This is a genomic window from Halosimplex rubrum (genome assembly GCF_013415885.1).
Taxonomy (GTDB): domain Archaea; phylum Halobacteriota; class Halobacteria; order Halobacteriales; family Haloarculaceae; genus Halosimplex; species Halosimplex rubrum.
In genome coordinates, this window is the sequence record NZ_CP058910.1 from 2,987,765 (window position 1) to 3,014,431 (window position 26,667).

General features: G+C 67.6%; 32 protein-coding genes and 2 tRNA genes. 17 read left to right on the forward strand and 17 right to left on the reverse strand.

The window, feature by feature from the left end; all coding sequences use genetic code 11:
- The first annotated feature begins 19 nt into the window (after positions 1 to 19).
- From HZS55_RS14885 to leuD, 3 genes are read left to right on the forward strand one after another with little or no spacing between them, the layout of a single operon-like run.
- Positions 20 to 334, forward strand: coding sequence for a hypothetical protein (locus tag HZS55_RS14885; RefSeq protein WP_246308272.1), 315 nt, complete (start codon positions 20 to 22; stop codon positions 332 to 334).
- On the forward strand, positions 331 to 1,752 hold the full coding sequence (gene leuC, locus HZS55_RS14890) for a 3-isopropylmalate dehydratase large subunit (protein ID WP_179908377.1): 1,422 nt from the start codon (positions 331 to 333) through the stop codon (positions 1,750 to 1,752). Before HZS55_RS14885 ends, leuC begins: the two co-directional genes overlap by 4 nt.
- On the forward strand, positions 1,749 to 2,372 hold the full coding sequence (leuD, locus tag HZS55_RS14895; protein ID WP_179908378.1) for a 3-isopropylmalate dehydratase small subunit: 624 nt from the start codon (positions 1,749 to 1,751) through the stop codon (positions 2,370 to 2,372). The genes leuC and leuD overlap by 4 nt, the downstream gene beginning before the upstream one ends.
- A 74-nt stretch (positions 2,373 to 2,446) precedes the next feature.
- On the opposite strand, the gene HZS55_RS14900 is transcribed toward leuD, so the two are convergent.
- Positions 2,447 to 3,280 carry a hypothetical protein gene (locus HZS55_RS14900; protein ID WP_179908379.1) on the reverse strand — a complete coding sequence of 278 codons (834 nt, stop codon included), beginning with the start codon at positions 3,278 to 3,280 and terminating at the stop codon, positions 2,447 to 2,449.
- A gap of 149 nt (positions 3,281 to 3,429) precedes the next feature.
- Complete coding sequence (locus HZS55_RS14905) at positions 3,430 to 6,795, reverse strand: methyl-accepting chemotaxis protein (RefSeq protein WP_179908380.1); 3,366 nt, start codon at positions 6,793 to 6,795, stop codon at positions 3,430 to 3,432.
- A gap of 144 nt (positions 6,796 to 6,939) precedes the next feature.
- Between HZS55_RS14905 and HZS55_RS14910 the strand changes: the two genes are divergently transcribed.
- Together HZS55_RS14910 and HZS55_RS14915 are read left to right on the forward strand one after the other, a co-directional pair.
- Entirely contained in the window at positions 6,940 to 7,611 is a 672-nt protein-coding gene (locus tag HZS55_RS14910; protein ID WP_179908381.1) for a cyclase family protein, read from the forward strand.
- 69 nt (positions 7,612 to 7,680) lie between these two features.
- The gene (locus tag HZS55_RS14915) at positions 7,681 to 8,661 is read left to right on the forward strand and encodes an isocitrate/isopropylmalate dehydrogenase family protein (protein ID WP_179908382.1); all 981 of its coding nucleotides are present in this window, start codon (positions 7,681 to 7,683) and stop codon (positions 8,659 to 8,661) included.
- A 27-nt stretch (positions 8,662 to 8,688) separates the two neighbouring features.
- Here HZS55_RS14915 and HZS55_RS14920 read toward each other — a convergent pair whose 3' ends face one another.
- Together HZS55_RS14920 and HZS55_RS14925 are read right to left on the reverse strand one after the other, a co-directional pair.
- Positions 8,689 to 9,138 carry a DUF5799 family protein gene (locus tag HZS55_RS14920; RefSeq protein ID WP_179908383.1) on the reverse strand — a complete coding sequence of 150 codons (450 nt, stop codon included), beginning with the start codon at positions 9,136 to 9,138 and terminating at the stop codon, positions 8,689 to 8,691.
- Positions 9,139 to 9,209: 71 nt separating this feature from the next.
- Complete coding sequence (locus tag HZS55_RS14925) at positions 9,210 to 10,664, reverse strand: DHH family phosphoesterase (protein ID WP_179908384.1); 1,455 nt, start codon at positions 10,662 to 10,664, stop codon at positions 9,210 to 9,212.
- 102 nt (positions 10,665 to 10,766) lie between these two features.
- On the opposite strand from HZS55_RS14925, the gene HZS55_RS14930 reads away from it, so the two are divergent.
- Positions 10,767 to 10,840, forward strand: a tRNA-Lys gene (locus tag HZS55_RS14930).
- A 136-nt stretch (positions 10,841 to 10,976) separates the two neighbouring features.
- Here HZS55_RS14930 and HZS55_RS14935 read toward each other — a convergent pair.
- From HZS55_RS14935 to HZS55_RS14945, 3 genes are all read right to left on the reverse strand, one after another.
- The gene (locus tag HZS55_RS14935; protein ID WP_179908385.1) at positions 10,977 to 11,150 is read right to left on the reverse strand and encodes a DUF7556 family protein; all 174 of its coding nucleotides are present in this window, start codon (positions 11,148 to 11,150) and stop codon (positions 10,977 to 10,979) included.
- Positions 11,151 to 11,370: 220 nt separating this feature from the next.
- A complete protein-coding gene (locus HZS55_RS14940; protein WP_179908386.1) occupies positions 11,371 to 12,213 on the reverse strand; it encodes an aldo/keto reductase in 843 nt (280 codons plus the stop codon).
- 70 nt (positions 12,214 to 12,283) lie between these two features.
- Positions 12,284 to 12,472, reverse strand: a complete 189-nt coding sequence (locus HZS55_RS14945; protein WP_179908387.1) for a hypothetical protein — start codon at positions 12,470 to 12,472, stop codon at positions 12,284 to 12,286.
- A 107-nt stretch (positions 12,473 to 12,579) separates the two neighbouring features.
- Between HZS55_RS14945 and HZS55_RS14950 the strand changes: the two genes are divergently transcribed.
- The 4 genes from HZS55_RS14950 (at position 12,580) to HZS55_RS14965 (ending at position 14,857) form a co-directional block, all read left to right on the forward strand.
- Positions 12,580 to 12,858, forward strand: coding sequence for a hypothetical protein (locus HZS55_RS14950; RefSeq protein ID WP_179908388.1), 279 nt, complete (start codon positions 12,580 to 12,582; stop codon positions 12,856 to 12,858).
- Between the two features lie 5 nt (positions 12,859 to 12,863).
- Positions 12,864 to 13,607 (forward strand): DUF2321 domain-containing protein, encoded by a 744-nt coding sequence (locus HZS55_RS14955; RefSeq protein WP_179908389.1) that lies wholly within the window; start codon positions 12,864 to 12,866, stop codon positions 13,605 to 13,607.
- Positions 13,608 to 13,685: 78 nt separating this feature from the next.
- Complete coding sequence (locus HZS55_RS14960) at positions 13,686 to 13,829, forward strand: hypothetical protein (protein WP_179908390.1); 144 nt, start codon at positions 13,686 to 13,688, stop codon at positions 13,827 to 13,829.
- Positions 13,830 to 14,260: 431 nt separating this feature from the next.
- A complete protein-coding gene (locus HZS55_RS14965; protein ID WP_179908391.1) occupies positions 14,261 to 14,857 on the forward strand; it encodes a hypothetical protein in 597 nt (198 codons plus the stop codon).
- A gap of 1 nt (position 14,858) precedes the next feature.
- On the opposite strand, the gene HZS55_RS14970 is transcribed toward HZS55_RS14965, so the two are convergent.
- The 4 genes from HZS55_RS14970 to HZS55_RS14985 all read right to left on the reverse strand — a co-directional run bounded on the left by HZS55_RS14970 (position 14,859) and on the right by HZS55_RS14985 (position 16,099).
- Positions 14,859 to 15,131: a tyrosine-type recombinase/integrase gene (locus HZS55_RS14970; protein WP_246308273.1), complete on the reverse strand. Its 273-nt coding sequence runs from the start codon at positions 15,129 to 15,131 to the stop codon at positions 14,859 to 14,861.
- Positions 15,132 to 15,197: 66 nt separating this feature from the next.
- The gene (locus tag HZS55_RS14975; protein ID WP_179908393.1) at positions 15,198 to 15,599 is read right to left on the reverse strand and encodes a type II toxin-antitoxin system VapC family toxin; all 402 of its coding nucleotides are present in this window, start codon (positions 15,597 to 15,599) and stop codon (positions 15,198 to 15,200) included.
- Positions 15,596 to 15,820, reverse strand: a complete 225-nt coding sequence (locus HZS55_RS14980; protein WP_179908394.1) for a DUF7557 family protein — start codon at positions 15,818 to 15,820, stop codon at positions 15,596 to 15,598. The genes HZS55_RS14975 and HZS55_RS14980 overlap by 4 nt, the downstream gene beginning before the upstream one ends.
- Positions 15,821 to 16,025: 205 nt before the next feature.
- Positions 16,026 to 16,099, reverse strand: a tRNA-Val gene (locus HZS55_RS14985).
- 89 nt (positions 16,100 to 16,188) lie between these two features.
- Between HZS55_RS14985 and HZS55_RS14990 the strand changes: the two genes are divergently transcribed.
- The 4 genes from HZS55_RS14990 (at position 16,189) to HZS55_RS15005 (ending at position 19,766) form a co-directional block, all read left to right on the forward strand.
- Positions 16,189 to 16,704 carry a DUF192 domain-containing protein gene (locus HZS55_RS14990; RefSeq protein ID WP_179908395.1) on the forward strand — a complete coding sequence of 172 codons (516 nt, stop codon included), beginning with the start codon at positions 16,189 to 16,191 and terminating at the stop codon, positions 16,702 to 16,704.
- A 100-nt stretch (positions 16,705 to 16,804) separates the two neighbouring features.
- Positions 16,805 to 18,751: an ABC transporter ATP-binding protein gene (locus HZS55_RS14995; protein WP_179908396.1), complete on the forward strand. Its 1,947-nt coding sequence runs from the start codon at positions 16,805 to 16,807 to the stop codon at positions 18,749 to 18,751.
- 125 nt (positions 18,752 to 18,876) lie between these two features.
- Complete coding sequence (locus HZS55_RS15000; protein WP_179908397.1) at positions 18,877 to 19,242, forward strand: universal stress protein; 366 nt, start codon at positions 18,877 to 18,879, stop codon at positions 19,240 to 19,242.
- Complete coding sequence (locus tag HZS55_RS15005; RefSeq protein ID WP_179908398.1) at positions 19,239 to 19,766, forward strand: GNAT family N-acetyltransferase; 528 nt, start codon at positions 19,239 to 19,241, stop codon at positions 19,764 to 19,766. Before HZS55_RS15000 ends, HZS55_RS15005 begins: the two co-directional genes overlap by 4 nt.
- 64 nt (positions 19,767 to 19,830) lie before the next feature.
- Here the strand turns inward: HZS55_RS15005 and HZS55_RS15010 are convergent, their stop codons facing one another.
- Positions 19,831 to 20,268 (reverse strand): universal stress protein, encoded by a 438-nt coding sequence (locus HZS55_RS15010; RefSeq protein ID WP_179908399.1) that lies wholly within the window; start codon positions 20,266 to 20,268, stop codon positions 19,831 to 19,833.
- 163 nt (positions 20,269 to 20,431) lie between these two features.
- Here HZS55_RS15010 and HZS55_RS15015 point away from each other — a divergent pair, with 163 nt between their 5' ends.
- On the forward strand, positions 20,432 to 20,881 hold the full coding sequence (locus HZS55_RS15015) for a universal stress protein (RefSeq protein WP_179908400.1): 450 nt from the start codon (positions 20,432 to 20,434) through the stop codon (positions 20,879 to 20,881).
- A gap of 121 nt (positions 20,882 to 21,002) precedes the next feature.
- Positions 21,003 to 22,097, forward strand: coding sequence for a DHH family phosphoesterase (locus HZS55_RS15020; RefSeq protein WP_179908401.1), 1,095 nt, complete (start codon positions 21,003 to 21,005; stop codon positions 22,095 to 22,097).
- A gap of 4 nt (positions 22,098 to 22,101) precedes the next feature.
- On the opposite strand, the gene HZS55_RS15025 is transcribed toward HZS55_RS15020, so the two are convergent.
- The 4 genes from HZS55_RS15025 to HZS55_RS15040 form a co-directional block, all read right to left on the reverse strand.
- Positions 22,102 to 23,199, reverse strand: coding sequence for a phosphotransferase family protein (locus HZS55_RS15025; protein ID WP_179908402.1), 1,098 nt, complete (start codon positions 23,197 to 23,199; stop codon positions 22,102 to 22,104).
- A gap of 16 nt (positions 23,200 to 23,215) precedes the next feature.
- On the reverse strand, positions 23,216 to 23,647 hold the full coding sequence (locus HZS55_RS15030; RefSeq protein ID WP_179908403.1) for a DUF5807 family protein: 432 nt from the start codon (positions 23,645 to 23,647) through the stop codon (positions 23,216 to 23,218).
- Between the two features lie 71 nt (positions 23,648 to 23,718).
- Positions 23,719 to 24,516, reverse strand: a complete 798-nt coding sequence (locus HZS55_RS15035; protein WP_179908404.1) for a molybdate ABC transporter permease subunit — start codon at positions 24,514 to 24,516, stop codon at positions 23,719 to 23,721.
- Complete coding sequence (locus HZS55_RS15040; protein WP_179908405.1) at positions 24,491 to 25,444, reverse strand: extracellular solute-binding protein; 954 nt, start codon at positions 25,442 to 25,444, stop codon at positions 24,491 to 24,493. Before HZS55_RS15040 ends, HZS55_RS15035 begins: the two co-directional genes overlap by 26 nt.
- 65 nt (positions 25,445 to 25,509) lie before the next feature.
- Here HZS55_RS15040 and HZS55_RS15045 point away from each other — a divergent pair, with 65 nt between their 5' ends.
- Positions 25,510 to 26,214: a molybdenum-dependent transcriptional regulator gene (locus tag HZS55_RS15045; protein WP_179908406.1), complete on the forward strand. Its 705-nt coding sequence runs from the start codon at positions 25,510 to 25,512 to the stop codon at positions 26,212 to 26,214.
- Positions 26,215 to 26,232: 18 nt separating this feature from the next.
- On the opposite strand, the gene HZS55_RS15050 is transcribed toward HZS55_RS15045, so the two are convergent.
- Positions 26,233 to 26,661, reverse strand: coding sequence for a GNAT family N-acetyltransferase (locus tag HZS55_RS15050; RefSeq protein WP_179908407.1), 429 nt, complete (start codon positions 26,659 to 26,661; stop codon positions 26,233 to 26,235).
- Positions 26,662 to 26,667: the final 6 nt, after the last annotated feature.

Below are 26,667 nucleotides of genomic sequence, written 5' to 3' on the forward strand. Positions count from 1 at the left end.
GACCAGCGGAACCAGATAGATGACGGACGATTCGAACGACACGACAGACGCGACGCGAACGACCGAGACGACCACCGCGACGGTCGGCGACGCCGCCCCGAACGCGACGATGGGCGAGTTCAGCCACACTAACCCCCACACCGGGAAGGCCTTCGGCGACGACTTCGCCTTCCAGCGGGGGCCCGCAGTGGCGGCCGACGGTGGGCACGCGGAAGCCGAATACGAAGCGGAGCAGACGATGAAAGACGTCGACCACGAACATCCCGACGACGACGCGGCCGACGCCAACCGCGTCTTCCAGCGGGGCGCGGACGGACGAGACGGATCAGTATGAGTCAGGGAACACTGTACGACAAGGTGTGGGACCGGCACAAAGTGACGACGCTGCCCAACGGGCAGGACCAGCTGTTCGTCGGGCTCCACCTCATCCACGAGGTCACGAGCCCGCAGGCGTTTGGCATGCTCCGCGAGCGCGACATCGAGGTCGCGCGCCCGGATCTGACGCTCGCCACGGTCGACCATATCGTCCCGACGGCCGACCAGTCGCGGCCCTACGGCGACGACGCGGCCGAGAACATGATGTCCGAACTCGAGGAGAACGTCCGCGAGGCGGGCATCGAGTTCCTCGACCCCACCAGCGGCGAGCAGGGCATCGTCCACGTCGTCGGCCCGGAGCAGGGGCTCACCCAGCCCGGCAAGACGATCGTCTGCGGCGACTCCCACACGTCGACCCACGGCGCGTTCGGCGCGCTCGCGTTCGGGATCGGGACCTCCCAGATCCGCGACGTGCTGGCCACCCAGACCATCGCGATGGAGAAACAGAAGGTCCGCAAGATCCAGGTCGACGGCGAACTCGGCCGAGGAGTCGAGGCCAAGGACATCATCCTGGAGATCATCCGCCGTCTGGGCACCGAGGGCGGCGTCGGCTACGTCTACGAGTACGCCGGCGAGGCCATCGAGGACCTGGACATGGAAGGGCGGATGTCCATCTGCAACATGTCCATCGAGGGCGGCGCTCGCGCGGGCTACGTCAACCCCGACGAGACCACCTACGAGTGGCTGGAACAGACGGACTACTTCCAGGAAAACCCGGAGAAGTTCGACGAACTCAAACCCTACTGGGAGTCCATCAGCAGCGACGATACGGCCGAGTACGACGACGTGGTCCGCATCGACGCGAGCGAGCTGGACCCGGTCGTCACGTGGGGCACCACGCCCGGCCAGGGCATCGGCATCCACGACCCGATCCCGGCGCCGGAGGACCTGGCCGACGACAAGGTCGACACGGCCCGGCGCGCCCAGGAGCACATGCGCGTCGATCCCGGCGAGACGATGGACGGCTACGACATCGACGTGGCCTTCCTCGGCTCGTGTACCAACGCCCGCCTGCCGGACCTGCGCCGCGCGGCCCGGATCGTGAAGGGCCGACAGGTCGCCGACGACGTGCGCGCGTTCGTCGTCCCCGGCAGCCAGCGCGTCCAGAAGCAGGCCGAGGAGGAAGGGCTCAAGGACATCTTCGAGGAGGCCGGCTTCGACTGGCGCAACGCCGGCTGTTCGATGTGTCTCGGCATGAACGAGGACCAGCTAGAGGGCGACGAGGCCTGTGCCTCGTCCTCGAACCGGAACTTCGTCGGCCGTCAGGGGAGCAAGGACGGCCGGACCGTCCTGATGAACCCGCGGATGGTCGCCGCGGCGGCGATCACCGGCGAGGTTTCCGACGTGCGCGACCTGGAGGAGGTGCAGGTGTCATGAGCGACGCCACCGAGGACATCCCGTCGGTCGACTACGTCGAGGGGTCGGGCATCCCGATCCGCGGCAACGACATCGACACCGACCAGATCATCCCGGCGCGGTTCATGAAGGTCGTCACCTTCGACGGGCTGGGCCAGTTCTCCTTCTTCGACCTGCGGTTCGACGACGACGACAACGAGAAAGAGCACCCGTTCAACGAGGAGCGCTTCGGGGACGCCAACGTCATGGTGGTCAACAACAACTTCGGCTGTGGCTCCTCCCGCGAGCACGCCCCACAGGCGCTGATGCGCTGGGGCATCGACGCCATCATCGGCGAGGGCTTCGCGGAGATCTTCGCGGGCAACTGCCTCGCGCTCGGCATCCCGACGGTCACGGCCGACCACGAGACGATCAACGCGCTCCAGCAGTGGGTCGACGACAACCCCGATGGCGAGATCGAGGTCGACGTGCGCGCCGAGACCGTCACCTACGGCGACAACGAGATCAACGTCAGCGTCGACCGCGCCCAGCGCGAGGCGCTGGTCGAGGGCAACTGGGACACCACCGCGCTGATGAAGGCCAACCGGAACGCCATCGAGGAGACGGCCGGCTCGCTGCCGTACCTCGGATCGGCGGACTGACTCGTTCGACCGACGCGCCCTTCGGAACGCGTTCGGTTGCAGTGGTTCGTCGACCCGTTCCTCGCCGCCAGTCGTCACTGGTCCGCGAGCAACGCGTCGGCGTCGTCACCGAGCGCGGCGGGCAGTTCGCCGTCGACGGCGTAGCGGTACAGGGCGGTCTCGACGACGCCTCTGACGGTGGTAGTGAGAGCCGTCGCGGTGAACAGCCCGGCGACCGGTAACGCGACGGAGAGCGTGTAACCGCCGAGCGGCGGGACCTCGATCGAGAAGACACCGAGGACGGCCAGGACCGCGAGCGCTACCGACGTGATGATCGCCGACCAGACGATGCCCATCCCGACCGCGCGCGTGCCGGTCGCGGTGACGACGGCGGTCCCCCAGCGCCGCTCGGCGGCCGCCCATACCTCCTCGGCGGTCTCCCCGAGCGACCCCTCGGAGACCGCGACGGCGGGGTAGAGGAAGCCGTTCAGGGCGCGCAGTGCCGTGGCCGAGGAGATACCGACCAGCCCGCCGAACGGGACCGAATCGTCGTCGCCCGACTCCGCCAGCAGCGACCCGAGACTCGCGAGCAGCGACGCGACGACGAGCACTCTGAACCTTGCGATGGCGCGCGCGATCCCTGAGCCCGGCGTCGGCGTCCGACCGGCGAACAGTTCGTCGAGCTCGTGGCAGTACGCCACCATCAACAACCCGAACAGGGGCGCGAGGCCGAAGAGGTAGATCGGGACGGTGAGCCAGACCAGTCGGATGTCGATCAGGCCCAGACCGACCGCGATCACGGCCGGCAGCAGGAGTGCGAGCATCGACGCGAGGACCGGATACACGAGGACGTACGGTCTCCACAGGACGGCTCGAAGCGCGCGGAGCGCGACCGGACCCTGGACCCGTATCCGGCTCAGCCATCCCATCGGTCGGTCCCCCCGAAACCGGGCTCGTCTCCCGGAGTGATCCACCGAGCGTGCATCACGACGGTCGTGGCTCCCGATCCCTTTTGAACGTTCGCACGTGACGCGGATCTCCGGCGGGAGAAACGTCGACGCCGGGTTCCGGGCGCGGTTCAGTCCTCGCGACCGCCGTCGGAGGGGGACTCCGACGAGGTCGCGCTCTCCTCGCTCGCGCGACCGCCGTCGGAGTCGGCTTCCGACGAAGCCGCGCTCTCCTCGCTCGCGCGACCGCCGTCGGAGTCGGCTTCCGACGAAGCCGCGCTCTCCTCGCTCGCGCGACCGCCGTCGGTCGCCGCCGCGTCCGGATCGTCTCCGGTCGCCGCGGGGTCGTCGAGCGCGGGGTCGCCGCTTTCGTCGCCGCCACTCAGCGCAGGGTCGTCGCCGCCTCCGCCGCCGAATGCGGGGTCGTCGTCCTCGCTGGACCCGCTCCCGTCGTCGACGGTGAACTCGTCGAGCTGCTCGCGAAGCTGGTCGGCGAGGCCGTCGAGTTCGTCGGCGGTGCCGGCCATCTGCGTGGCGGTCATCGTCTGCTGTTCGGCGGCGGAGGCGACTTCCTGGGCCTCCGAGCGCGTCTCGCGGCTGGCGTCGGCCACGTCGTCGGCCATCGCGACGACCTCCTGGGCGGAGGCGGCCTGCTCGTCGGTTGCGTCGTTGATCGACTGGACGCCGGTGTTGGCCTCCTCGACGTGGTCGGCGATCTCTTGCAGAGTCCGCAGGCTCTCGTCGATGGTCTCGCGACCGTCCTCGACGGCCTCGTGCATTTCGCGCATGTCCGCGACGGTCTCGGTGGTCGAGGACTCGACCCCGTCGATGAGGCCGGCGATCTCGTCGGTCGCCTCGCTCGTCTCCTCGGCGAGATTTTTGACCTCGTTGGCGACGACGGCGAAGCCCTCGCCGGCCTCGCCGGCGCGGGCGGCTTCGATGGAGGCGTTCAGGGCGAGGACGTTCGTCTGCTCGGCGATGTCGTCGATGAGCGTGACGATCTCGTCGATCTCCGAGACCTCCCGTTCCAGCCGCTCCATCTCGTCGACGGTCTCGTCGGCCTGGTCCTCGATGGTCTCGATCATCTCGATGGACTCCTCGGCCAGATCGGTCCCCTCGCGGGCGTCGGCGGCGGCCTCGGCGGAGAGTTCGGCCACCTCGTCGGACGAAGAGGCGATCTCCTCGACGGTGGCCGACAGGTCGTTCATCTCGCCGGAGACCTCCTCGAGGCTCCCGGTCTGTTCGGCCGCCCGGGCGGCGATGTCTTCGATGGATTCCGCGACCTCCTGGCTGGCGGAGGACACCTCGTTCGACCCGCGGGAGACCTGCTCGCTGACGCCCGCGACCTCGTCGCTGAAGCGTTTGATGTCGACGACGGTGTCCTCCAGTTCGCCGAGCATGGCGTTGAATTCGGTGGCGATGGTCCGCATGGCGTCGCTGTCGCGCGTTTCGTCCATCCGGGCGGTCAGGTCGCCGTCGGCCGCCCGTTCGAGGACGCCCGCGGCCTCCTCGGCCTGCCGTCGCAGGTCGGCGGCGAGCTGTTCGGCCTCCTCGCGGGCGGCCTCGGCCTCGCTGCGGGCCTCGTCGAGATCGGCGACGAACGCCTCGGTGTTCTCGTGCATGGTCGACAGGGCGGCGCCCAGCCGGCCGGGGACCTCCTCGTCGAGGACGGGCGCGTCGAACTCCTGGTCGGCCAGCGCGTCGGCCTGGGCGGCGGCCATCGAGAGGTTGCCGTGCATCTCCTCGAAGGCGGTGACCATCTCACCGATCTCGTCGTTGCCGGCGTCGACGTCGAGCTGTTCGTCGAACTCGCCGCGGGCGAGCCGTTGGGCGTGGTCGCGGACCTGCTCGATCGGTCTGGCGAAGTACCGCGCTAGCCCGTAGCCGGTCGCGACGACGCCGACGAGGATGGCGCCGAGGATGAGCAGGATGGTCTGGCGGGTCGCGTCGGCCTCCGCGCGGAGCTGCGCGCCGAGGGCGGCCGCGGGGTCGGTCACGTCGGACTCGGGGACGGTCGCGACCATCGTGTAGGTCCGTTCGCCCACGTCGAGCGGGCGGAAGCCGATGTAGCGCTGGGCGGCGTCGGTGTCGTTGCCGAGGCTGTAGGTCGCGAGTCCCGCCTCGCCCTGGATCATCCGCTCGTTGACGGTCGTCGCCAGCGAGTCGCCGAGCGCTCCCTGTGCGAGGTTGGCCTTCTCCCGCAGCAGCGACTCGCGGGGGTAACTGACCAGTTCCCCCCGGTCGTTGACGATGTAGAGGTAACCCGACTCGGCGACGGTGACGCTGTTGGTGATGTTGGTGACGTGGTGGTAGTTGAACTCCGCGGCGAGGACGCCCGCCAGGCGACCGTCGTGGTACACCGGCGTCGCGAGCATGTTGCGCTGTTCGCCGCTTCGCATCGTGATCTCGCCGACGACGACCCGCCCGGGGCGGGCGCTCTTCGCCCGTGAGAACCACCCGGTGTCGGCGTAGGAGTTCTCGTCCTCCGAGACGTTGACCGAGCCGGCGTCGGTGCGGGTGACGCTGACGACCTCCCGGCCGTCGGCGTCGGTCAGGCGGAGGCTCCGGTAGGCCTGTGCGTCCTGGCCGTCGACCGTCATCGTCTGCGTCCAGAGCGCGCTCTCGAAGGAGCCCGCGATGTTCGACCGAGCCTCGGTGACGCTGTTCCGGCGGAACTCGTCGACGAAGACGCCCGGTGCGATCACCCAGTCGAACCGGTCGTAGTAGGTGTAGGAGACGACGCGGGTCCCCTCGGCGTCGTCGCCCGCTCCGGTCTCGGCGGTGTAGGTCTCGCTCGCCCAGTCCGCGCCCGTGCGGACGCCCTCGTCCGAGCGGACCGTCCGGTTGATCGCGTCGTAGGCCATCGACAGCCCGCCGGCGTCGCCGCCGAGGCGCTCGCCGTCGCCGACCTCGTGGTGGACGACGACGGCCCCCTCGCGGTCGGTGACCATCGCGTAGCCCGTCTCGCCGACGTAGCCGGGTCGGAAGGTGTCGGCGAGCGCGCCCGCGTCGGTCGTCCCGTTCCCGGCCGTGCCGGCGATCCGCCGCTCGACGGCGGTCTCGACGGCCATCTGTTCCTCGGCGCTCAGCTCCTCCCAGACCCGTCCGTCGTAGCGCTCTTCGAGGAGGGTCTCGGTGGTGCTCTCGACGGCGTCGCGGACGTGGAGCGCGACGTAGCCGAGCTGGCGCGCGCTCCGCTCGCGCGCCTGAGCCGACTCGCCGCTCGCCGCCGCGTAGTAGTCGCCGACCGCGGCGGTGCCCGCCAGCGACTTCACGTCGGCGCGCCGCTCGTTGAGGAGGTTCCCGATCTCTTCGGAGCGGGCCTCGACACTGTTGTTCAGCTCGTCGGTCACTTGCGCCTCCAGCGACGCCGCGCTCGCGCGCTGGGACTGCTCGCTCAGATCCGTCATGGACTGGTTCGCCGTCACCCCAACCACCGCCGTCGGTATCAGCGAAACCACCAGAAAGACGAGGATGAGCTTCGCACTCAGTCTCATTATATCCCCAGATATCATCGGGTCTCTTATGCTTGATTCATCAATTCTCAGTCGTGATATCGGTTCGGCGGCGTTTCGCGGGGTCGACGGGCTGGCCGCGACCGTCCCGACGGCCACTTCATCCGGGCGGGCGTAGGATCGCGGGTGAGACCGCTGGACCTCAGTCACTCGCTGGCGACCGACATGCCGGTGTACCCCGGTACCGAGCCGGTCCGCGTCGAGCCCGACGCGACTCTCGATACGGACGGCTACCGGACGACCCGGCTGGATCTGGACTCCCACGCGGGGACGCACGTCGACGCGCCCGCACATCTCACGGACGGGCCGTCGCTCGACGAGTTCCCCGTCGACCGGTTTCGCTTCGACGCCGCCGCGGCGGATCTCCGGCCGCTCGACGCCCGCGAACCGGTCTCCCTCGACGCGCTCCGGGACGCGCTGGCCGTCGATCCCCACGAGGTCGACCTCGTCGCGGTCGTCACCGGCTGGGACCGCCACTGGGGGAACGACCGATACTTCGAGCACCCGTATCTCACCGCCGAGGCCGCGGCGTGGCTGGCCGACCGCGACTGCGACCTCGGGGTCGATACGGTCAACCCGGACCCGACGCCGGCCGAGCGGGCGGGCGACGACGAGCCCGACGGGTTCCCGGTCCACGAGCGGCTGTTCGAACGCGAGCGGGTGATCGTCGAGAACCTCCGCGGCCTCGACCGGACGCCCGAGCGGTTCGAACTGCACGCCTACCCGTTGCGGTTCGCGGGTGCTGACGCCTCGCCGGTACGGGCAGTGGCGCACGCGGGGGACGGTGAGTCGCGCTGACATCGAGGGAACCGTAGTCCGCCGAGACACATCGACACCCTCTTTTCGGCACCCGGAGGACGTTGGGGCATGACTCACGAGATCGCCGTGATCCCCGGCGACGGGATCGGACAGGAGGTCACACCCGCCGCGGTCGACGTGCTCGAAGCGGTCGACGCCGACTTCGACTTCGTCGAGGGCGACGCCGGCGACGCCGTGGAGGAAGCCACCGGCGAGGCCCTGCCCGCCGAGACCCGAGAGCTGGCCGCCGACGCCGACGCGACGCTGTTCGGCGCCGCCGGCGAGACCGCCGCCGACGTGATCCTCCCGCTGCGCGAGGTCGTCGGTTCGTTCGCCAACGTCCGCCCCGCGCGCTCCTACCCCGGCCTGGACGCCGTCCAGCCCGACACCGACCTCGTGTTCATCCGCGAGAACACCGAGGGCGTCTACGCCGGCATCGAGGCGGAGATCGACGACGGCGTCCGCACGCTGACGCGCGTGATCACCGAGGACGCCTCCCGGGAGATCGCCGAGTTCGGATTCAAGTACGCGAAACGGAACGGCTTCGAGAACGTCACCATCGCCCACAAGGCCAACGTCATGCGCGAGACCGACGGCCTCTTCCTGGAGACCGCCGAGGAAGTCGGCGATTCGTTCGACGTCGACTACGACACGGCGCTGATGGACGCGCTGGCGATGCACCTGGTCATGCACCCCGGCGAGTACGGGGTCGTCATCTGCCCGAACCTCGCGGGCGACATGCTCTCGGACCTGGCCGCCGGACTGGTCGGCGGGCTGGGCCTGCTCCCGAGCGCGAACGTCGGCGAGGACAACGCGCTGTTCGAACCGGTCCACGGTTCGGCGCCCGACATCGCCGGACAGGGGATCGCCAACCCCTCCGCGATGATCCTCTCGGCCGCGATGTTGCTCGACCACCTCGACTACGGCGACGAAGCGACGGCCGTCCGCGACGCCGTCGAAGGCGTCCTCGCCGACGGGCCGCGCACGCCGGACCTCGGCGGCGACGCTTCGACCGACGAGGTGACCGCGGCGGTCGTCGACCGCCTCTGAGCGGACGATCGGCGAAAACGGGGCCGCTCACTCCCGCGCGAGGACGCAGACCTCTTCCCACTTCCCGCGCGATTCGAGTTTCTCCTGGAGGTCGCCGGCGTACATCTGGGCCATCTCCTCGGCCGCGGCCAACTGCTCGCGGTCGATGCCGTCGCTCCCACCGCCGAGCCCGAGCGCGTCCTTGACGCCGTCGAGGATGCCCCCGGAGTCGTCGGACTGCCGGCCGCCGCCCGCGGCCATCCCCGCCGCCTGGTCGACCTTCTCCAGTTCCGGGACGATGCTCTCGACCTTGCTCGTGTTCGCCACCAGCCGGGCGGACTCGGGGTCGTCGGGGTTCTCGATCTCGAACTCGACGGCGGTCATGATGAGGCCCCACTGCTGGCGCGAGAAGTTCGAGGCGGCGACCTTCTCGGCGAACTCCTGGTCGGTCTGCATCCGCTCGCCGACGATCCGGTCGCTCCACTCGCTGTCGCTCATGGCTTCGAGTAACACGCTCTCCGGTATGTATCTCCCGCTCGCCTCGGGAACTCGGGACCGAGAGGCGCCCGTCAGCTGCCGTTGCTCTCGCCGGCCGAGTCGACGCCCATCGCGTCGAAGAGCTTCTTGCGGACGGCCTCCTCGGTGAGCTGCAGCAGCGTCTCGCGGTTGTCCTCGCTGGTCTCGATGCCCGTGAAGATGCCCAGCGGGATCTCGACGGCGGCGTCGGTGGAGTGGCCCTTCGCCTCGCCCATCTCGCCGAAGGCGTCGTCTAACACCTTCCCGATGTTCATCCGGATGTCCTTCGACCGGGCGGCGAGGTAGATGGTGTCGTCGGCGATGGCGAAGACGGCGGTCGTCGTGATTCCCTCCAGGTTCAGGAGGTGCTGGGCGGCCTGGGCCAGCGCGTCGCGGTCGCGGATGAACCCCGCGTTGGAGACGAGGTGGCTCCCGCTGACCTCCCGGTTGCGGATGGCCTCGGCGAGCACGTCCAGCGTCTCGGGCGACATCGACGGCGACTCGACCTGTTCGAGCGTGTCGTGGTCGGCGAACGGGTAGAGGTAGGCGGCGGCCGTCAGGTCGGCGGGCGTCGTGTCGCGTTTGAAGTCGAGCGTCTCGGCGCGGATGCCGTACAGCAGGGCCGTGGCGACCTCCTGGCTGAGGTTCAGGTCCAGTTCCTGGATGTACTTGGTGAGGATCGTCGAGGTGGCCGAGACGTTCGAGCGCACGTCCTCGAAGCTGGCGTCGACCTCGTCGTCCTCCTGCTCGTAGTGGTCGACGAGGATGTCGATGGCCTCGGCCTCGGCGGGCGCGCCGCCCTTCGCGTAGTCGACCAGGGCGACGGTGTCGTAGTCGGTCATGTCGATTTCGTCCCGGGAGACCAGGTCGATGCCCAGGAGGTTGACGAACGCGCGATTCTCCTGGTGGCCGATCTCGCCCTCGTAGATGATGTCGGCCTCCACGTCGCGACTGGCCGCGATGTCCCGGAGGGCCGCGGCGCTGGCGATGGAGTCGGGGTCGGGGCTGCGGTGGACGAGGATCGCCATCCGGCCGTCCGTGTCGTCGATGACCTCGGCGAGGTTGCGGGCCTTGTACTCGAGTTCGCCGGTCTCCAGCGCGCGCAGCGCGGAGTCGGCGATGACGGCGGAGGGGTTGATCACCACGTCGGCGCCCAGATCCGTGAGTTCGTCGGCGGAGACGGGGTCCGAAGCGCGAGCGACGATGAAGTGGTCGTCGCCGCGGGCGCGGATGTTCTCGACGGCGGCGGAGTTGGCTTCGACGTCGGAGGACATGATGAGGACCACGTCGCAGTCGGCGACCTCGTCGACGACCGACTCGTCGCGGATGTCGGCGACGTTGGCGTCGAGGTCCTGGTCGCGCAGCGCCTCGACCCGGCCCTCGTCGCGGTCGATGATCTCGACCTCCTTGCCCTCGCCCACGAGTTCCTCGGCGACGGCGTGACCCACGCTCCCGCACCCGAGGATAGCGTAGCGAGACATCGACGCCATCGTGATGCCGGTACTCATAGTGTCACGTCAAAGGCGACGACGCATATAATTCCCCCTTGTTCCGAGCTCCCCGGCCCGAACAGTAACGTATTTCAGTCAACCTCCGTAACTCGAATTCGTGGGCCGGTAGCTCAGTCCGGCAGAGCGTCTGACTCTTAATCAGACGGTCAGGGGTTCAAATCCCTTCCGGCCCGCTTTCTGCCGCGAATCGTCTCGAACACGGGTTAGTACGTGTTCTGAGCCCGCAGGGGACCTACCACGTGGTACCCGTCTGCAGTGGTACCGCGGAAAACGCAGGAATCGGAGCCGAACGGCGCACCGACTGCGGCCTTACCGCCACTCGTCGAGCGAGCAGGCGTCCGTCTCCTCGATGGAGACCCACGCCTCGTCGCGGGCGATATCGGCGACGACGAACTGCGCCGCCCCGTCGGCGTCGTCCACCGTCGAGACGACCTCCCGTTCGTCCACCGATCGTTCGTCGACTGACCACACATCGGTGCTCATATCCAGATGATCGCCGTATTGTGTGATGAATGTTTTGGTATACGCCCCATCCCGCTATCCATCTAAAGAAGTATTCGGAATAACTGAACTCTCGTCCCGATTTCGACGATAGATGTGTACGGAGCCGATCGCTACTGTCGGACGCGAGCCGCTCGTCGTCCTTCTGTCCCTCCGAAACAGCGCTGAACGCGGAAAAGAGGGCCGCACGCGGGCTGGGACGCTACTGGTGGATGCCGTACACGTCGCCCGACCAGTCGCGGGCCGGGTGGTCGTACACCGGTGCGTCGCGGTCGCGGTCGTCGAGCGTCTCCAGGTCCTCGTCGGCCATCGACCAGTCGAACAGGTCGAGGTTCGACGCGACGTGGTCGGGCGAGGAGGATTTGGGCAGGACGACGATATCGCGCTCGGTCGCCCACTTCAGGACGATCTGTGCCGGGTGCCTGTCGTACTCGTCGGCCAGCCGCTGGACGACCTCGTCCTCGAAGACCTCGGTACGGGCCAGCGGCGCCGCGGCCTCGACCACGGTGTCGGTCTCGCGGCAGTACTCCACCAGATCCGGCCGCTGGAGCCACGGGTGGAACTCGATCTGGTTGACCGCGATCGGTACGTCGGAGATGTGGTGGGCGCAGCTGAGCTGGTAGGCGCTGAAGTTCGAGACCCCCACGTTCCTGATCAGGCCCTCGTCGTGTAGCGTCGCCATCGCGTCCAGCGTCTCCCGAAGCGAGATCGCGGGGTTCGGCCAGTGGATCAGGTACAGGTCGAGGTAGTCCGTTCCGAGTCGGTCCAGCGAGTCCCGACAGGACTCGATCACCGAGTCGTAGTTGAGGTTCTTCGCGAGCACCTTCGACGTGAGAAACACGTCCTCGCGGTCGTAGTCGGCCAGCGCCTCGCCGATCTCGGCTTCGTTCTTGTACCCCTCCGCGGTGTCGACGTGAGCGTAGCCGGCGTCGAGGGCGGCGCGGACGCCCTCCTGGACCGTCTCGCCGCCGATGTTCCACGTACCGTACCCGATCTGCGGGAGTTCGTCGCCGCTCGGCAGTGTCTGCGTCGGAACGTCGGTCATAGAAGTCTCACCGGTCTCCAGTTGTGTCGCTCGCGGATTCAACCTACTGGTCGACAGCGAACTCGCCGGTTCAGCCCCGGTGGAACACCAGCCCCGTCAGCCCCGCCAGGAACCCGCACCCGAGCGCGAACGCGAACCGGTCGAGTCCCCATCCGTCGACCGGCGAGAAGACCAGCGGCGCGAGCGTGAGCGCGGCCGTCGTCCCCGCGACTATCTTCAGTTCTTCGGACGTGTAGCCGTAGTATCCCCCGTCGGTCATCGGTGTCTCCGTCGTCGACGGGCGCCGTGAACATTCCGATTTTTCAGGACGGAGATCGGTGTGGGCAACTCTTAAACTACGAGCACCGATCAGATATTCGAAAGAGAATGTCGGATTACTGGTTGCAGCAGTTGGCCGAGCGGATTGTAGAGACGCTGGACCGTAAGGGCTGGTCGACGCCGAAGACGATCGCCCGCGAGAATCGGACTTCGTGCTCGAAGGGCCACGTCCACGAGCGTATCGAGAAGCTCCGGCACATCGAGTTCGTCGGCCAGCTCCACGGCGACATGTTCGTGTTGACCCGCGACGGGAAGCTCTATCTCGACGGGGAGATCGACGCGGATAATCAGCCGTGGCCGCCGGGCGACCGGATGCTAAGGAGATAAGGAAAATGGATAATTCAAAGACTGCTCGCGTTTGTCGAAATGGGCATGTGAAAAAAGTAGTTGCTCACCCCAGTGCAAGAAATGATAATAAATGGAGCGTATACGAGGGAAACGCCTATTGTGGAAGATGTGGGGAGGAAATAATTAACAAATGCGAGTGTTGTGACTCGTTAATTGGACTACAATCAGATTGGAATAAAGATTTCAACGAACTACCCAATAACTGCAAAAAATGCGGGACTGCGTACCCTTGGGTAGACCCGATCGAGAAAAACGAAGAGAGGGAAGGGAAATTTATAGAAATCGATGACAAAGAAATAGATGGTCACTTCTACCCATCGACAGTTTATGAGGCCAATCTCTGTTATCGAGTGAAAGCAGACCATGCTACGTTGATTCTGACGAGAAAACTAATTGAAAATCTGTTATTAGACATAATTCGTAAACACGTCAGCATGACTAATGTCCATGTGTTTTTCGATACGGAACAGAGACAGCATGCATCTTTCGGGGAGCTAATTGATGCTTTCAAAGAAAGAACGGATGAATTTCAGCAATATTTCACTGTTGAAGAAGAAGACATTGTCGATAAGATCTATCGAATCAAATATGACGGAGATGCCTCTGCTCACTCGATTGAAGAACGAGTAGATGCTGATGATTTAGAATCAATCTCTGACGATGTTACGTATGTCGTAAAAGTCCTATTCCGACTCCGAAGGGAGGTAGAGACGGCACACAGGGGTTAACGTAGCGGTAATCATGGCTACCCGAGGACTGGATGTTTCGAAGGTAGTTTTATGACCTATATTCGACATGACACACTCATGATTATCGAAGGGATGCCAACGATTGTACTGTACATCGGATTCCTGCTCGCGGTCTTGGCCGGTGTCGGGCTCGTCGGGATGTACCTGTTCACCCACTTTCTGAAGGGATACAACAACGCTGCCGGGTACTCCGACGACTAAAGCCACTCAACTTTTCGCGCTCGCGCCGCTGCGCCTCCGGGGAGTGAGTCCCCCGATAGTGGTCGAGAAACGTCTCCAAATCGTCCCAACCGCCCCAGTCGCAGACGACCATGGCATCTACATCCTCGCTCCGGAGACTCGTCGCCCAGGTCCGCCGGAGATCGGGAAGCCGACGTACTCCCAGCCCGGTTCATCTGCCTCGTCGAGCAGCTCGTCGGTGGCCTTCGCGGTTCACTGCCGGGCGACCGAATGTTAAGGAGATAGCTTTTTAGCACATAATAATCAGTAATTGGGACGTACTGATGAGACGGCGATATTTCCTCGCAACGGGTGCGCTTCTGACGACGGGATGTACTGGACTTACCGGAGATCAAGGTTCTGGCGACAACAGCGACGGTGGCGACGACATTCAAGACTCCGACGGTGACGGCGTGATCGACTCCGAAGACTACGCACCGAATGACCCGGACGTACAAGAGAAATCCGACCTACAAGGTGGATCTGGTGGTTCCGATGGGTCGGACGATACGCCGACACCGACCGAGACACCTACAGAGACACCGACGGACACGCCGACCGACACGCCGGAACCAACGCCCACGCCGACCGACACGCCGGAACCGACGCCGACCAGCACGCCGGTTCCTGAGAGTTTCACGTACGACGAGACCCACGAGGTACCCGGTCCGGGCTACTATCAGGTTCCCTTCGAGTCGGTGAATCAGTTCACCCTGAACTGGACCGTCACGAACGAGCTAACGGATGAACGTGACTTCGACGTGTTCCTGATGTCGCGGAGCGAATTCAATCAGTACATCGACTATATCGACGACGAGAGTGACCACAAACCGGAGGTGTTTCCGGGCGGGTCGGCCGAAGGGGTCACTCACGACGCGACACGCACGGCGACCCTCGACCCTGGAGAGTACAATCTCGTCGTCGACAACACCGATCTCGGTGACGCGGGAGACTGGGGAGAGGAGGACCCGCGTGAGGTCCGCATCGAGATTTACGGCGAGGACAACTAACTCAGAGCCACTCAACCTTTTCGCGCTCCCGCCGCTGCGCCTCGGGCGTGTGCGTCCCTCTGTAGTGGTCGAGGAACGTCTGTAGGTCGTCCCAGCCGCCCCAGTCGCAGACGACCATCGCATCCACGTCCTCGCTCCGGAGACTCGTCGCCCACGTCCGCCGGAGATCGTGAAAGCCGACGTACTCCCAGCCCGGCTCGTCGGTCTCGTCGAGCAGCTCGTCGGTAGCCTTCGCGGTCCATCGCCTGAGCGTCCGCGTTGACACGTCGACCACAGGCGCGTCTGTCGGCGTCCACATCTCTCACTACCCTGCGATTGCGAGTCGTACCACTAGACCCGCTCACTCGGTATCGATTACGTCCACGTCGACGAGGTCGCGCAACACTGGCTTATCAAAATCTCGCTTGTTGTGGGTGATGAACGTGCCACCTTGGGCGTGAGCCGTCGCCACGTTCAGTAGGTCGACGGCATCGAGAGACACGCCCTGCGATCGTAGCTTCTCGTCCAGGTATGCAGCCTCCAGCGCCGTATCATCGGTGAACTGGAGGATCCGATCGAAGTTCTCTCGAAGCGTGCTCTGTATACGGAGCATCTCCGACCGTGACGACTGAGCCTTGTACGACTCCCACGCGACGAGCGAGGGGATCGTCCACTCTTCGGCGCTGTACTGCTGTAGGTGCTGGACTACATCAGCCTCCGATTCGGTGAGTTTGACCAGAACATCCCTGTCGAGGACGATCATTCCTCGGTGCGCCGCTCGAGCGACTCGTTCAGTTCGTTGTGGGCTTCCTCCATCCGCTCTCCGAGATTCCCGTCGTTGATCGCACCCAGCGATCGCGCGATCTCCTCTACATCCTTCTCGCTCCGACTGAGTCGGTCGAGCAGGTCATTGAAACTCTCGTCTTCGCGTTTGAGGTCACGAAGACGCTCTTTCACGTCGTCGCTGACTCTGATGGTGCTCATATGTATACGGTGTGTACAAGCTCTTGTATCTCTTACGCCGTTACGGCCAGTTCACTCACTCACGAGGTCGCTCGCGACAGGACAGTGGGTTCGGGCGGATTGTGAACCGGAGGAAGACGTGCTCACTTCGTTGCGCGCGTCTTCGAGGGTTCGAATCGCCCTCACGGATGTATTCGCTCCTCGCGTCCGCTCGTCGCAGAATACATGGGTTCGGGCGGATTTGAACCACCGATCTCGGCCTTGTAAAGGCCGCGTCATAACCAACTAGACCACGAACCCTCGCTCGGATTTTCCCCCTGGGTCGGAATAACGCTTTCTCTCTGGACCGAACCCGCAGGCTTACGCCGGCGGCGACCCTTCCGCCGGCCATGGTCGACGGTCGGATCGTCTGGGGGTTCGGAATCTGTCTGCTCCTACTCGTGGGCGGCGTCTACGCGGTCCAGTCCGGACTGCTCTACCAGCTGAACCCGCCGGACGCCGACAGCTACGACCGGGTGACGGTCACCGCCTACGACGGCAACGGGACGGAACTCGCGACGGTGGAGGCCCTCGTGGCCGACACGCGGCCCAAACGGGTCGTCGGTCTCAGCAACACCTCCGAACTCGGGAGGGGCGAAGGGATGCTGTTCGTCCACGAAGAAGTCGGCAGCTACGGCTACGTGATGCGCGAGATGGCGTTCCCGCTGGATATCGTCTTCGTGGGGGCCGACGAGCGCGTCACGACGATCCACCACGCGGCCGTCCCGGAGGGGGACTACGAGCGGGCGTATCGCGGCCGCGGGAAGTGGGTGCTGGAGGTCCCGCGCGGGTGGACCAACCGGACGGGCGTCGCGGTCGGCGACCGGATCGCGATTCCCGAGGCGGCGCACGACGCGAGCGGGTGACCCGCAGGGGCGTCGCCCCGACGGACGGGCGAGTTCCGATACGGGAAGGTCTCTCACGGCTTCGACGCGCTTTAGGAACCTCGTCCCCTGAGCGTATGCGATGAGTGTAGACCTCGACGAGGAGGAGGTCTTCGAGGACGTACGCGACCGGGTCGACTACCCGATGCGACGGCTGTTCGCCGAGTACGGACGGGAGAACGCCTTCCAGTTCGTGATCGGGTTCGTCAGCAGCGTCGCCGCGCGTATCCTCGATCTCCTCCCGCCGCTCCTGCTGGCAGTCGCTATCGACTCTATCTTCGGCGAGCAACAGTACAGCCTCTGGCTGGTTCCCCAGTCGTGGCTCCCGGAGTCGCAGATCGGACAGATCTGGCTGACCGTCGGCATCATCGCCGCCGCGTTCCTGATCGGAGCGGGCTTTCACTGGACGCGCAACTGGGGGTGGAACTCCTTCGCCCAGAACATCCAGCACGACGTGCGCACGGACACCTACGACAAGATGCAGCGGCTGAACATGGACTTCTTCGCCGACAAGCAGACCGGCGAGCTGATGTCCATCCTCTCGAACGACGTGAACCGGCTGGAGCGCTTTCTCAACGACGGGATGAACTCCTTCTTCCGGCTGTCGATCATGGTGCTGGGGATCTCGGTCATCCTGTTCTCGATGAACTGGCATCTGGCGCTGATCGCCCTGGTTCCGGTGCCGGTCATCGCCTTCTTCACGAAGAAGTTCATCGACGTGATCCAGCCCAAGTACGCGGACGTGCGGTCGTCGGTCGGCCAGCTCAACTCCCGGCTGGAGAACAACCTCGGCGGCATCCAGGTCATCAAGACCGCCAACACCGAAACCTTCGAGTCCGACCGCGTCGACGACGTCTCGGAGGACTACTTCGACGCCAACTGGGACGCCATCGACACGCGGATAAAATTCTTCCCGGGGTTGCGGCTCATCTCGGGGCTCGGGTTCGTGCTGACGTTCGTCGTCGGCGCGTTCTGGGTGGTCGGCGAGCCGCTCGGGCCGCTGTCGGGTGAACTGAGTTCCGGCGCGTTCGTCGCCTTCATCCTCTACACCCAGCGGTTCATCTGGCCGATGGCGCAGTTCGGACAGATAATCAACATGTACCAGCGCGCTCACGCCTCCAGCGAGCGCATCTTCGGGCTGATGGACACGCCGAGTCGCATCGTCGAGGACCCCGACGCGGAACCGCTCGCGGTCGAGGAGGGGGGCGTCGAGTTCGACGACGTGAGCTTCGGATACGGGGACGGCCCCGAGGCCGAGACCATCGTGGAGGACGTCACCTTCGACGTCGAGGGCGGCGAGACGGTCGCGCTCGTCGGTCCGACGGGGGCTGGCAAGTCGACGGTGATGAAGCTCCTGCTGCGGATGTACGACGTGGACGAGGGCGCCATCCGCATCGACGACACCGACCTGCGGGAGGCGACCATCCCGAGCCTGCGCCAGGCGCTGGGCTACGTGAGCCAGGAGACGTTCCTCTTCTACGGGACGGTCCAGGAGAACATCGAGTACGGCACCTTCGACGCCGACCGCGCGGACATCGTCGAGGCGGCGAAGATGGCCGAGGCCCACCAGTTCATCCAGAATCTCCCCGACGGCTACGACACGAAGGTCGGTGAACGGGGGGTCAAACTCTCCGGCGGGCAGCGCCAGCGGATCGCCCTCGCGCGGGCGATCCTCAAGGACCCGGACATCCTCGTGCTGGACGAGGCGACCTCGGACGTGGACACGGAGACGGAGATGCTCATCCAGCGCTCGCTGGACAAGCTGACCGCCGACCGGACGACCTTCGCCATCGCCCACCGCCTGTCGACGATCAAGGACGCGGACAAGATCGTCGTGCTGGAGGACGGCGCGATCGTCGAACGCGGGTCACACGAGGCCCTGCTGGAGGAGGACGGCCTCTACGCGAAGCTGTGGGCGGTCCAGGCCGGGGAGATCGACGAACTCCCCGAGGAGTTCGTCGAGCGGGCCGCGCGCCGGCGGTCGCAGGTCGACGCCGACGCCGAGGTCGAGGCGAGCGACGACGACTGAGTCGCCGCGGTCGCGACCGGCGGGTCGCGAGGACGCAACGCGGGGGCGACACCGGTCGGCCCAGCGGGGTTCCCGGGCGGGTGCAGGCGGGAAGCTTTTTGCGTCCGGGCGTGGCACCGTCGGGTATGAAGGTCCTCCTGGGCATGGGCGGGAGTCCGGACGGATTCGACGCGCTGGAGGAGACACTGGTTCGGGCCCGCGACGCGGGCGACGAGCTGACGGTGGCGGTCCTCGACACGTCGGACGACCACGACCCCGACGACGTGGAGTCGGAGATCCGCGACCGGATCGACGAGGCGGGCGTCGAGGCCGGGGTGACCCAGCTCCCGGGCCACCCCGGGAGCCAGCTCTCGCAGTTCGCCGAGCGCGAGGAGTTCGACCGTATCGTCATCGGGGGCGGCCAGCGCAGCCCGATGGGAAAGATCGAACTCGGCGAGGTCGCCGAGTTCGTGCTGCTGAACGCCGACACGACGGTGACTCTCGTTCGATGACCGGACGCACGTACCCCGACGCGACGGCCGGCTCGTTCCCGGAGCCGCCGGTCGAGTTCACCGACGGCGAGGACCGGGCGATCCGCATCGAGGAGAGCGGCGTCGACGACTTCGACCGACTGGTCGCGATGTACGACGCGTTCGACGCGGCCGACCGCGCCCAGGGTATCCCGCCGGTCAAGGAGGAGGCCGTCCGCGAGTGGCTGGACACGCTGCTGTCGGAAGGGTCGGTCAACGTCGTCGCCGTCCACGAGGGATCGCCGGTCGGTCACGCCATCCTCGTCCCCGACCGGGAGGCCGCCTACGAACTCGCCGTGTTCGTCCTCCACGACTACCAGAGCGCCGGGATCGGTACGGAACTGCTCGAAGCGCTGCTGGGGAGCGGTCGGGCCGCGGGCGTCGAGAAGGTGTGGCTCACCGTCGAGCGCTGGAACGAGCCGGCCATCGCGCTGTACAAGAAACTCGGCTTCGAGACGAGCAACGCCGAGAGCTTCGAGCTGGAGATGGCGATCCGGCTGGGCTGACCGGGCCGTCTACCCGGCCGGCCCGACCGGGCGGCCGCGGCGGTCGCATCCGGAGACCCGATTTCTACACGGAGAGGACGGGCTGGCTGGCGTATTCGACGACGTACTGTGCGGACTTGCCGAGCGTCTCGTCGGGTTCCGTCCCGCGTTCGCGCGGGATGACGACGAAGTCCGCGGGGAGTTCCTCGGCCACGTCGAGGATGGCGCTGCCGGGGTGTTGGCGCAGCCGCGAGCGCGAGAAGCCGACGACCGTCGAGTGGGTGACCGGCACGTCGTCGGCGAACTCGTCGGCGTCGTCGGCGAACGACACCTGCTCGTCGGCGACGGCCTCGGCGTCGACGTCGCCGGTCTCGATCCCCCGCTTGACGGGCTCGTCGATCACGTGCAGGACGTGGACGGCCGCGTCGTACTCGTCGGCGATCGCGAGGCCGTACCGGACCGCCTGCTCGGCCTGGTCCGTGGCGTCGACCGGCACGAGGACCTGCTCGATGTCCAGACTCATTGACTACCGCTCGGTCGGGCGAGGGCAAAAAGTCACCGAGGTTCGACCGTCCGGGCCGTACGCCGCGGTCGCCGGGGCCCGCCGTGGCGGCCGACGACCCGGCGGGGGTGTCGTCGCGTCGGCGATGGCGTGGTTTATACCCCTGGCGGGGGATCACTCGACCATGTTCGACACGGTGGTCATCGCGACCGACGGCTCGGACAGCGCCTCGCGCGCCGTCGACGTGGCGCTGGACGTCGCCGAGAAGTTCGCGGCCGAGGTCCACGCGCTGTACGTGGTCGACAGGGGGGACGTAGCGGCGTCGCCGGACGAACTGCGGAAGGAACTCGTCGACGCGCTGGAAGCGGCGGCCGACGAGGCCCTCGACGACGTGCGCGACCGCACCGACGGCTCCGTCGAGACGGCCGTCCGCAACGGCCGCCCGGGCGCCGAGATCACCCAGTACGTCGAGGAGGTCGACGCCGACGTGGTCACGCTGGGCACCCGCGGCCGCCACGGCGACCACGGGTTCGTCCTCGGCAGCGTCGCCGAGGCCGTCGTCCGCCGGTGTGACCGCCCCGTCCTCACCGTCCGCCAGCTCGACGACGCGGAGGTCGCGGCGGCCGACGCCTGAGCTGTCGCGCTCCGGCGGTCGCGTCTCGGCATCGCGCTCCGGCGGTCGCGTCTCGGCATCGCGCTCCGGACTCGCCCCTCGCAACCGGGGACTTGATACCCTCGCGGGCGCTCTCGGGCGTATGGACGACTGGATCATCGACGGCGACCGGCTCCCGCTCGAGCGGAAGTCGGTCCTGCCGGGCGAGGGATTTTTCTACCCGGATTCGCTGCGTGAGACGAAAAAGGAGAGCGAGGCGGTCGAGGCGCTGTCGGGCGCCGAGACGGTCGTGATAGCCGACACCGACGCCGACGGCCTCGGCTGTGTCGCGCTGATCCGCGAGGTCCACGGCGACGACGCCGCCCTGGTCCCCTCGGGCCCGCACGAACTCCGCCAGAGCATCGAGTGGGCCGTCGAGTACGCACCCGACGACGCGGTCGTCTTCGTCTGCGACCTCTGTCCGGACGGCGAGGGCGACATCGAGGGCATCGAGGCGCTCGCCGAGCGGACGACGGTCCGCTGGTTCGACCACCACCAGTGGGATGACGGGATCGCCGCCGCCGTCGAGGCCGCGGGGGTCGAGTTGACCGTCGGCGACTCCGACGAGGTCTGTACGACCGACGTGGCGCTCGCGCAACTCGACTACGGCTTCCCCGAGCAGTTCGAGGCGCTCGCGCGGGTCACGCGCGACCACGACCTGTGGATCAAGGAAGACGAGCGCAGCGACGACCTCGCGGACTACGCGATGTGGGCCGACCCCGAGGAGTACGTCCGCGTGATCCGCCGCTACGGCGTCGACTTCCCCGAGGCCGTCGAGGAGTTCCTCGCGGAGGAGCGGATCGAGAAGGAGGCGCTCATCGAGAAGGCCGTCGAGCGGGGCGAACTCCGCGAAGTCGGCGAGTGGACCGTCGGCGTCACCTACGGCCGCTGTTCGCAAAACGAGGTCGCCGAAGCGATGCGCCGGGAGGGCGCCGACGCGTCGGTCATCGTCAAGCCGGCCGGCAGCGCCTCGATCCGCGGCTCCGAGGGGTTCGAGCGCGCCCACGAAGTCGCCGAGCAGGTCAACGGCGGCGGCCACCCCCGCGCCGCGGGCTGCAAACCGCACATCTACGACGACATGCTCGACTACGCCCACCACTGGACGACCCGAGGTGCGGTCGCGAAGCAGGCCATCCTCGACGCGTTCCGCGCGCTCCCGCCCGAGGAGGAAGCGGAAGGCGTCGACACCGAGCGCTGACCGCTTACAGCTCTTCGACGTTCTCACGGAGTCGCGTCGCTCGTTTCTCGCGGACCGACTCGTCGGCACCGCCCCACCAGTAGTCGAACCACCGGAGTTCGGTTATCCACGTCACGGCGCGGTAGAAGCGTTGTCGCTCCTCGAACTCGCCGCTCCCGCGTTCGAAGGAGCGTCCGCGTTCGCCCTCGTAGGCGTCGAACAGGGCGTCGCGGACGCGCTCGCCGACGGACGAGTCGAGCGGCGCTCGCGCGGAGAACTCGCGGACGACCCAGGCGAGTTCGTAGCGCGGGTCGCCGGCCTGGGCGGCGCCCCAGTCGAGGACGGCCGTCACCCGGCCGGTTTCGGGGTCGCCCAGCAGGTTCCCCGGGCGGTAGTCGCCGTGCAGGAGCGCGGCCTCGGCGGCGAAGTCGAGCGTCGCCAACCGCTCGTCGGCGTACTCCCGGAGGTCGGATTCGAGGTCGGCGAACCTGGTGTCAGCGAGACCGTCGAGCGAGAACGCTATCAGGGTCCCGACCCGGCCGGTCCAGGTGTTGTGGCCGTCGCGGACGACCGGTTTCGCGGCGGGGGATCCGCCGTCGGCCGTCGTCCGGCGGTCCGGGTCCGCGACGAGTTCTCCGAACGACTCGAACGTGCGCAGGTCGTGGATGCGGGCGAGATGCCGACCCGACTCGCGGAGCAGGCGGTCGGCGGCGCGCCCCTCGCCGGAGTCGTCGGGCGTCGGGTCGGTGACCGGCGGTGGGGAGTCGCCGGGCAGGTGCTCCATCAGGAACGCGGGCGCCGGCGCCGACTCGTGGGACTCGCGGACGCCGTAGCGTTCGGGCACCGGCAGGTCGGTCTCGCGGCCGACGATGCCCAGCAGGTCGACCTCGACGAGGAACCGCTCGGGCGTGTGCGTCGGCGACTTCCCGGGGCGAAAGCACTTGAGGACGGCCTCGCGGGGCTCGCCGTCGCCCTCGCGTACCGTGACGCCGTAGACGATGTCGCTGCCGTCGGGCATCGGCTCGGCGTCGACGAGTCGCCAGTCGGGCCGGACGGCCGCGACGGCCGCGGCCAGTTCGTCCGCCGAGAGCGACGCGTCGCGGCCGTAGCCCGGGGCGGTCATCGTCGGACGGCAGCGCTCACTTCTCGCCGGCGAGCCACTTCTCGGAGTAGGCGGTGCCGCAGGTACACTGGACGTAGGCGTGGATCACGTCGCCCTCGTTGTAGATCCCGTCGACCTCCTCGTTCTGTTCCTCGGCGAAGGCGAAGACGAACCGGGCGTCGTGCGGTCCCTCAGTGTCGTCGATATCGGGGCAGACGCCGCCGGTCGCGTCGGCGTCGACGGTCCCCTCGTTCGGCATGGCCTGCTTGGCGAAGGCCATCGGGTCCGTGTCGGTCGCGCGCTGGAAGGCGCTGCGGCCGCTGTCGCCCTCGACGACGAGGACGACCCCGTCGTCGACGCGCTCGCCGTGGCCCGCCAGGGCGTCGACTCCCGAGACGGCGTCGTCTGCGAAGTACATGAACACGTCTTCGGGCCGGTCGCCGGCCAGGAATGCCTCGCGGTCGCTCATGGCCGACGAGAGGCTTCCCCCGGTGAAAAAGGGCGCGTCTCCGCCCGGCCGTGGTCGGCCGCTCCGAGCGCTCACTCGCTCGGGAGAACGAGCGACGACTCGCCGAGCAGGTCGATGCAGACCAGCGCGCCCGAGGCGAGGGCGAGGAGGACGACGGCGACCGGGAAGGCGGCGTCGAGGCCGCGACCCTGGAAGGTCGCCCAGATCTGGACCGGGAGAGTTCGGGGGTAGTACGCCAGCATGAGCGTCGCCCCGAACTCGCCGGCGGCGCGGGCGAACGCCAGCGTGACCCCCGCGAGGATCCCCCGCCAGGCCAGCGGCAGGGTCACTCGCCGGAAGGTCCGCCACTCCGTCGCGCCGAGCGTCCGGGCGGCCTCCTCGGTGTGGGCGTCGACCCGCCCGAAGGCGCTCCTGGCGGTGAGGACGACGAACGGCGAGGCGACGAACGTCTGGGCGAGGACGACGCCGGCGAGGGTCCCGGTGATCCGGACCCCGAGCAGTCCGCCGAGCCCCTCGCTCCCGACCGCGCCGACCAGGACCATTCCGCTGACGACGGGCGGAAGGACGAGCGGAAAGGCGACGACGGCGGTGACGAGCGTCCGCCCGCGGAATCGCGTGCTGGCGAGCCAGTAGGCCAGCGGCACGCCGAACAGCGTCGCCAGCGCGGTGCTGACCGTCGCCGAGACCAGCGTGTTCCGCGCGGCGCCGACGACGAACGGCGCGTCGAGCGCTGCGAGGACCGCCCCCGGCGGTTGCGCGACCAGCAGCCACGCGACCGGGGCGGCGTAGAGGACGAGCAACAGACCGCCGAGCAGGGGCGCGGCCGTCCCCCACGGCGAGGACTCACGGGCGGTGGCCACGCGGGACATCACCACTGTACTCGGGGAACTCGTCGGGGACGACGACGCCGTGGTCACGCAGGTACTCGCCGCCGACGAGCGTCTCGAAGGCCTCGGCGACCGGTTCGTTGCCGCTCCTGGCGCGGGCGCCGTAGGCGATGGGTGCTCCGCGGACGGCCTCACCGCTCGGGAGATCGTAGCTCACCCCGTCGTACGCCGCCGCCCGAGCGGGGTCGCTCAGGTCGATCTCGGCGGGGAGGTCGACGTAGTCGTAGCCCCGGTCCTCGGCCATGCTCCGGTAGACGACCGCGGCGTCCAGATCCCCGGTCTCGAACCGCGAGAGCAAGGCGGTTTCGGGATAGACTCCCCGGGGGTCGGTGAGCGCCTCGCGCAGCCCCGGTCGGTCGTAGTGCTCGCTCGCGAGGTCAAGCGCGAACAGTGTCCGGTAGCCCAGCGGGTCGAGATCCGGGTCGGTCCGGCCGAGCGTCGCGTCGTCCGCGAGCAGCGGGTCGAACCAGCGGTCCGCCGCGCCGACGCGTCGGCCCGTCTCGCTGACATCGTCGTACGCGACCACGAGCGCGTTCGTCGCGAACTCGGCGTGCCAGTCGGCCGGGAGCACCCGGTCGAACAGCGCCGTGTCGGCCAGCGCGACGATATCGGGGTCGCGCTTGCCCTCGGCGACGAGCCGCGCGGCCGTCACCGACCCGTGCGCTTCCACCTGCACCGGCCCGTCGACCGCCGCGCGGAGCCCCTCGGAGAACGCGAGCTGGAGGCTCCCCGCCGCGAGGACGGAGACGGGGTTACGTGCGGTCCCGCCGTCGCCCGCGTCCGCGACGCTCCCGACGTTCCCGACGCAGCCACTCAGGGCGGATACGGTTCCCACCGAACCGAGCGCCGCGAGGAACCCGCGGCGGCTCGTCCCGCCCCCTCGGGCGTCGCCCGACCGTTGTGTCGGCATAGACATATCGACGTTATGCCGGTCGAGACATAACGATTTTGGTCGACGGGGTCGACTCGGGTGGTATGGACGCGGGGTTCGAGGCCCACTTGCGAGTCGGCGAGGAAGCCTTCGACGAGCGGGACGCCGCGCTGTTGCGCGCGGTGGCTGCCGAAGGGTCGCTCAACGCCGCGGCGACGGCGCTCGGTCGGTCGTACTCGCGGGCGCACGCCCGAATCGGCGACCTGGAGGACGCAGCGGGGCCGCTCGTCGAACGCCGCCGCGGCGGGACGGAGGGCGGCGGCAGCCGACTGACCGACGAAGGCCGCGAACTCCTCGCCGAGTTCGACCGCCTGCGAGCGGCGCTATCGGGAACGGCGGCCACCGAGCGCCTCGTCCTCGACGGCCGCGTGACGGGTCGGGACGGCGACCTCGCGACCGTGGAGACCGACGCCGGGACCGTCCGCGCGCTCGCGCTGACCGATGTCGACGACGTACGGGTGGCCTTCCGCTCGGACGCGGTGACGCTGCACGACCCCGACAGTGCTCCCGAGGGCGGCGAGACGAGCGCTCGAAACCGGTTCCGCGGCGCGGTCGTCGACGTCGACCGCGGCGACGGGACCGCGCTCGTCCGCATCGACGTGGGCGCGAGCGACCCGCTCGCGGTTCGGATCACCGAGACGAGTCTCGACGCGCTCGGGCTGGAACCCGGCGCCGAGGTGGTCGCCTCGTTCAAAGCCACCGCGACGCGCGCGACGGCGGCGCCCGGCTCCGCGGAACCTGAGGGGTAAGTCCGTCTCCCGTCGCTCTCAGATCTCTTTCTCCATCTCGACGTGGTCGATGCCCGCCTCCTCGAACACGTCGCTGGTCCGTTCGTAGCCGAGTCGCTCGTAGAACGCTTCGACGCGCGTCTGGGCGTGCATCACCAGTCGGTCGATCCCGCGGTCGGCGGCCGCGGTCTCCAGCCGCGCCACCAGATCGCGCCCGACACCCTCGCCGCGGCGGTCGGCGACCACGGCGACTCGCTCGACTTTGCCGACGCCCGACTCGACCTCCCGGAGTCGCGCCGCGCCGACCGGTTCGTCGTCGACGGCGACGAAGTGGACCGCCTCGTCGTCTCTGCCGTCCATCTCGATGTCTTCGGGGACGCCCTGTTCCTCGATGAAGACCTCGCGCCGAACGGCGAGGGCGATCTCGCGGTCGGCTTCACCCGCCGCGACGCGAACGTCGACGCTCATGTCCGA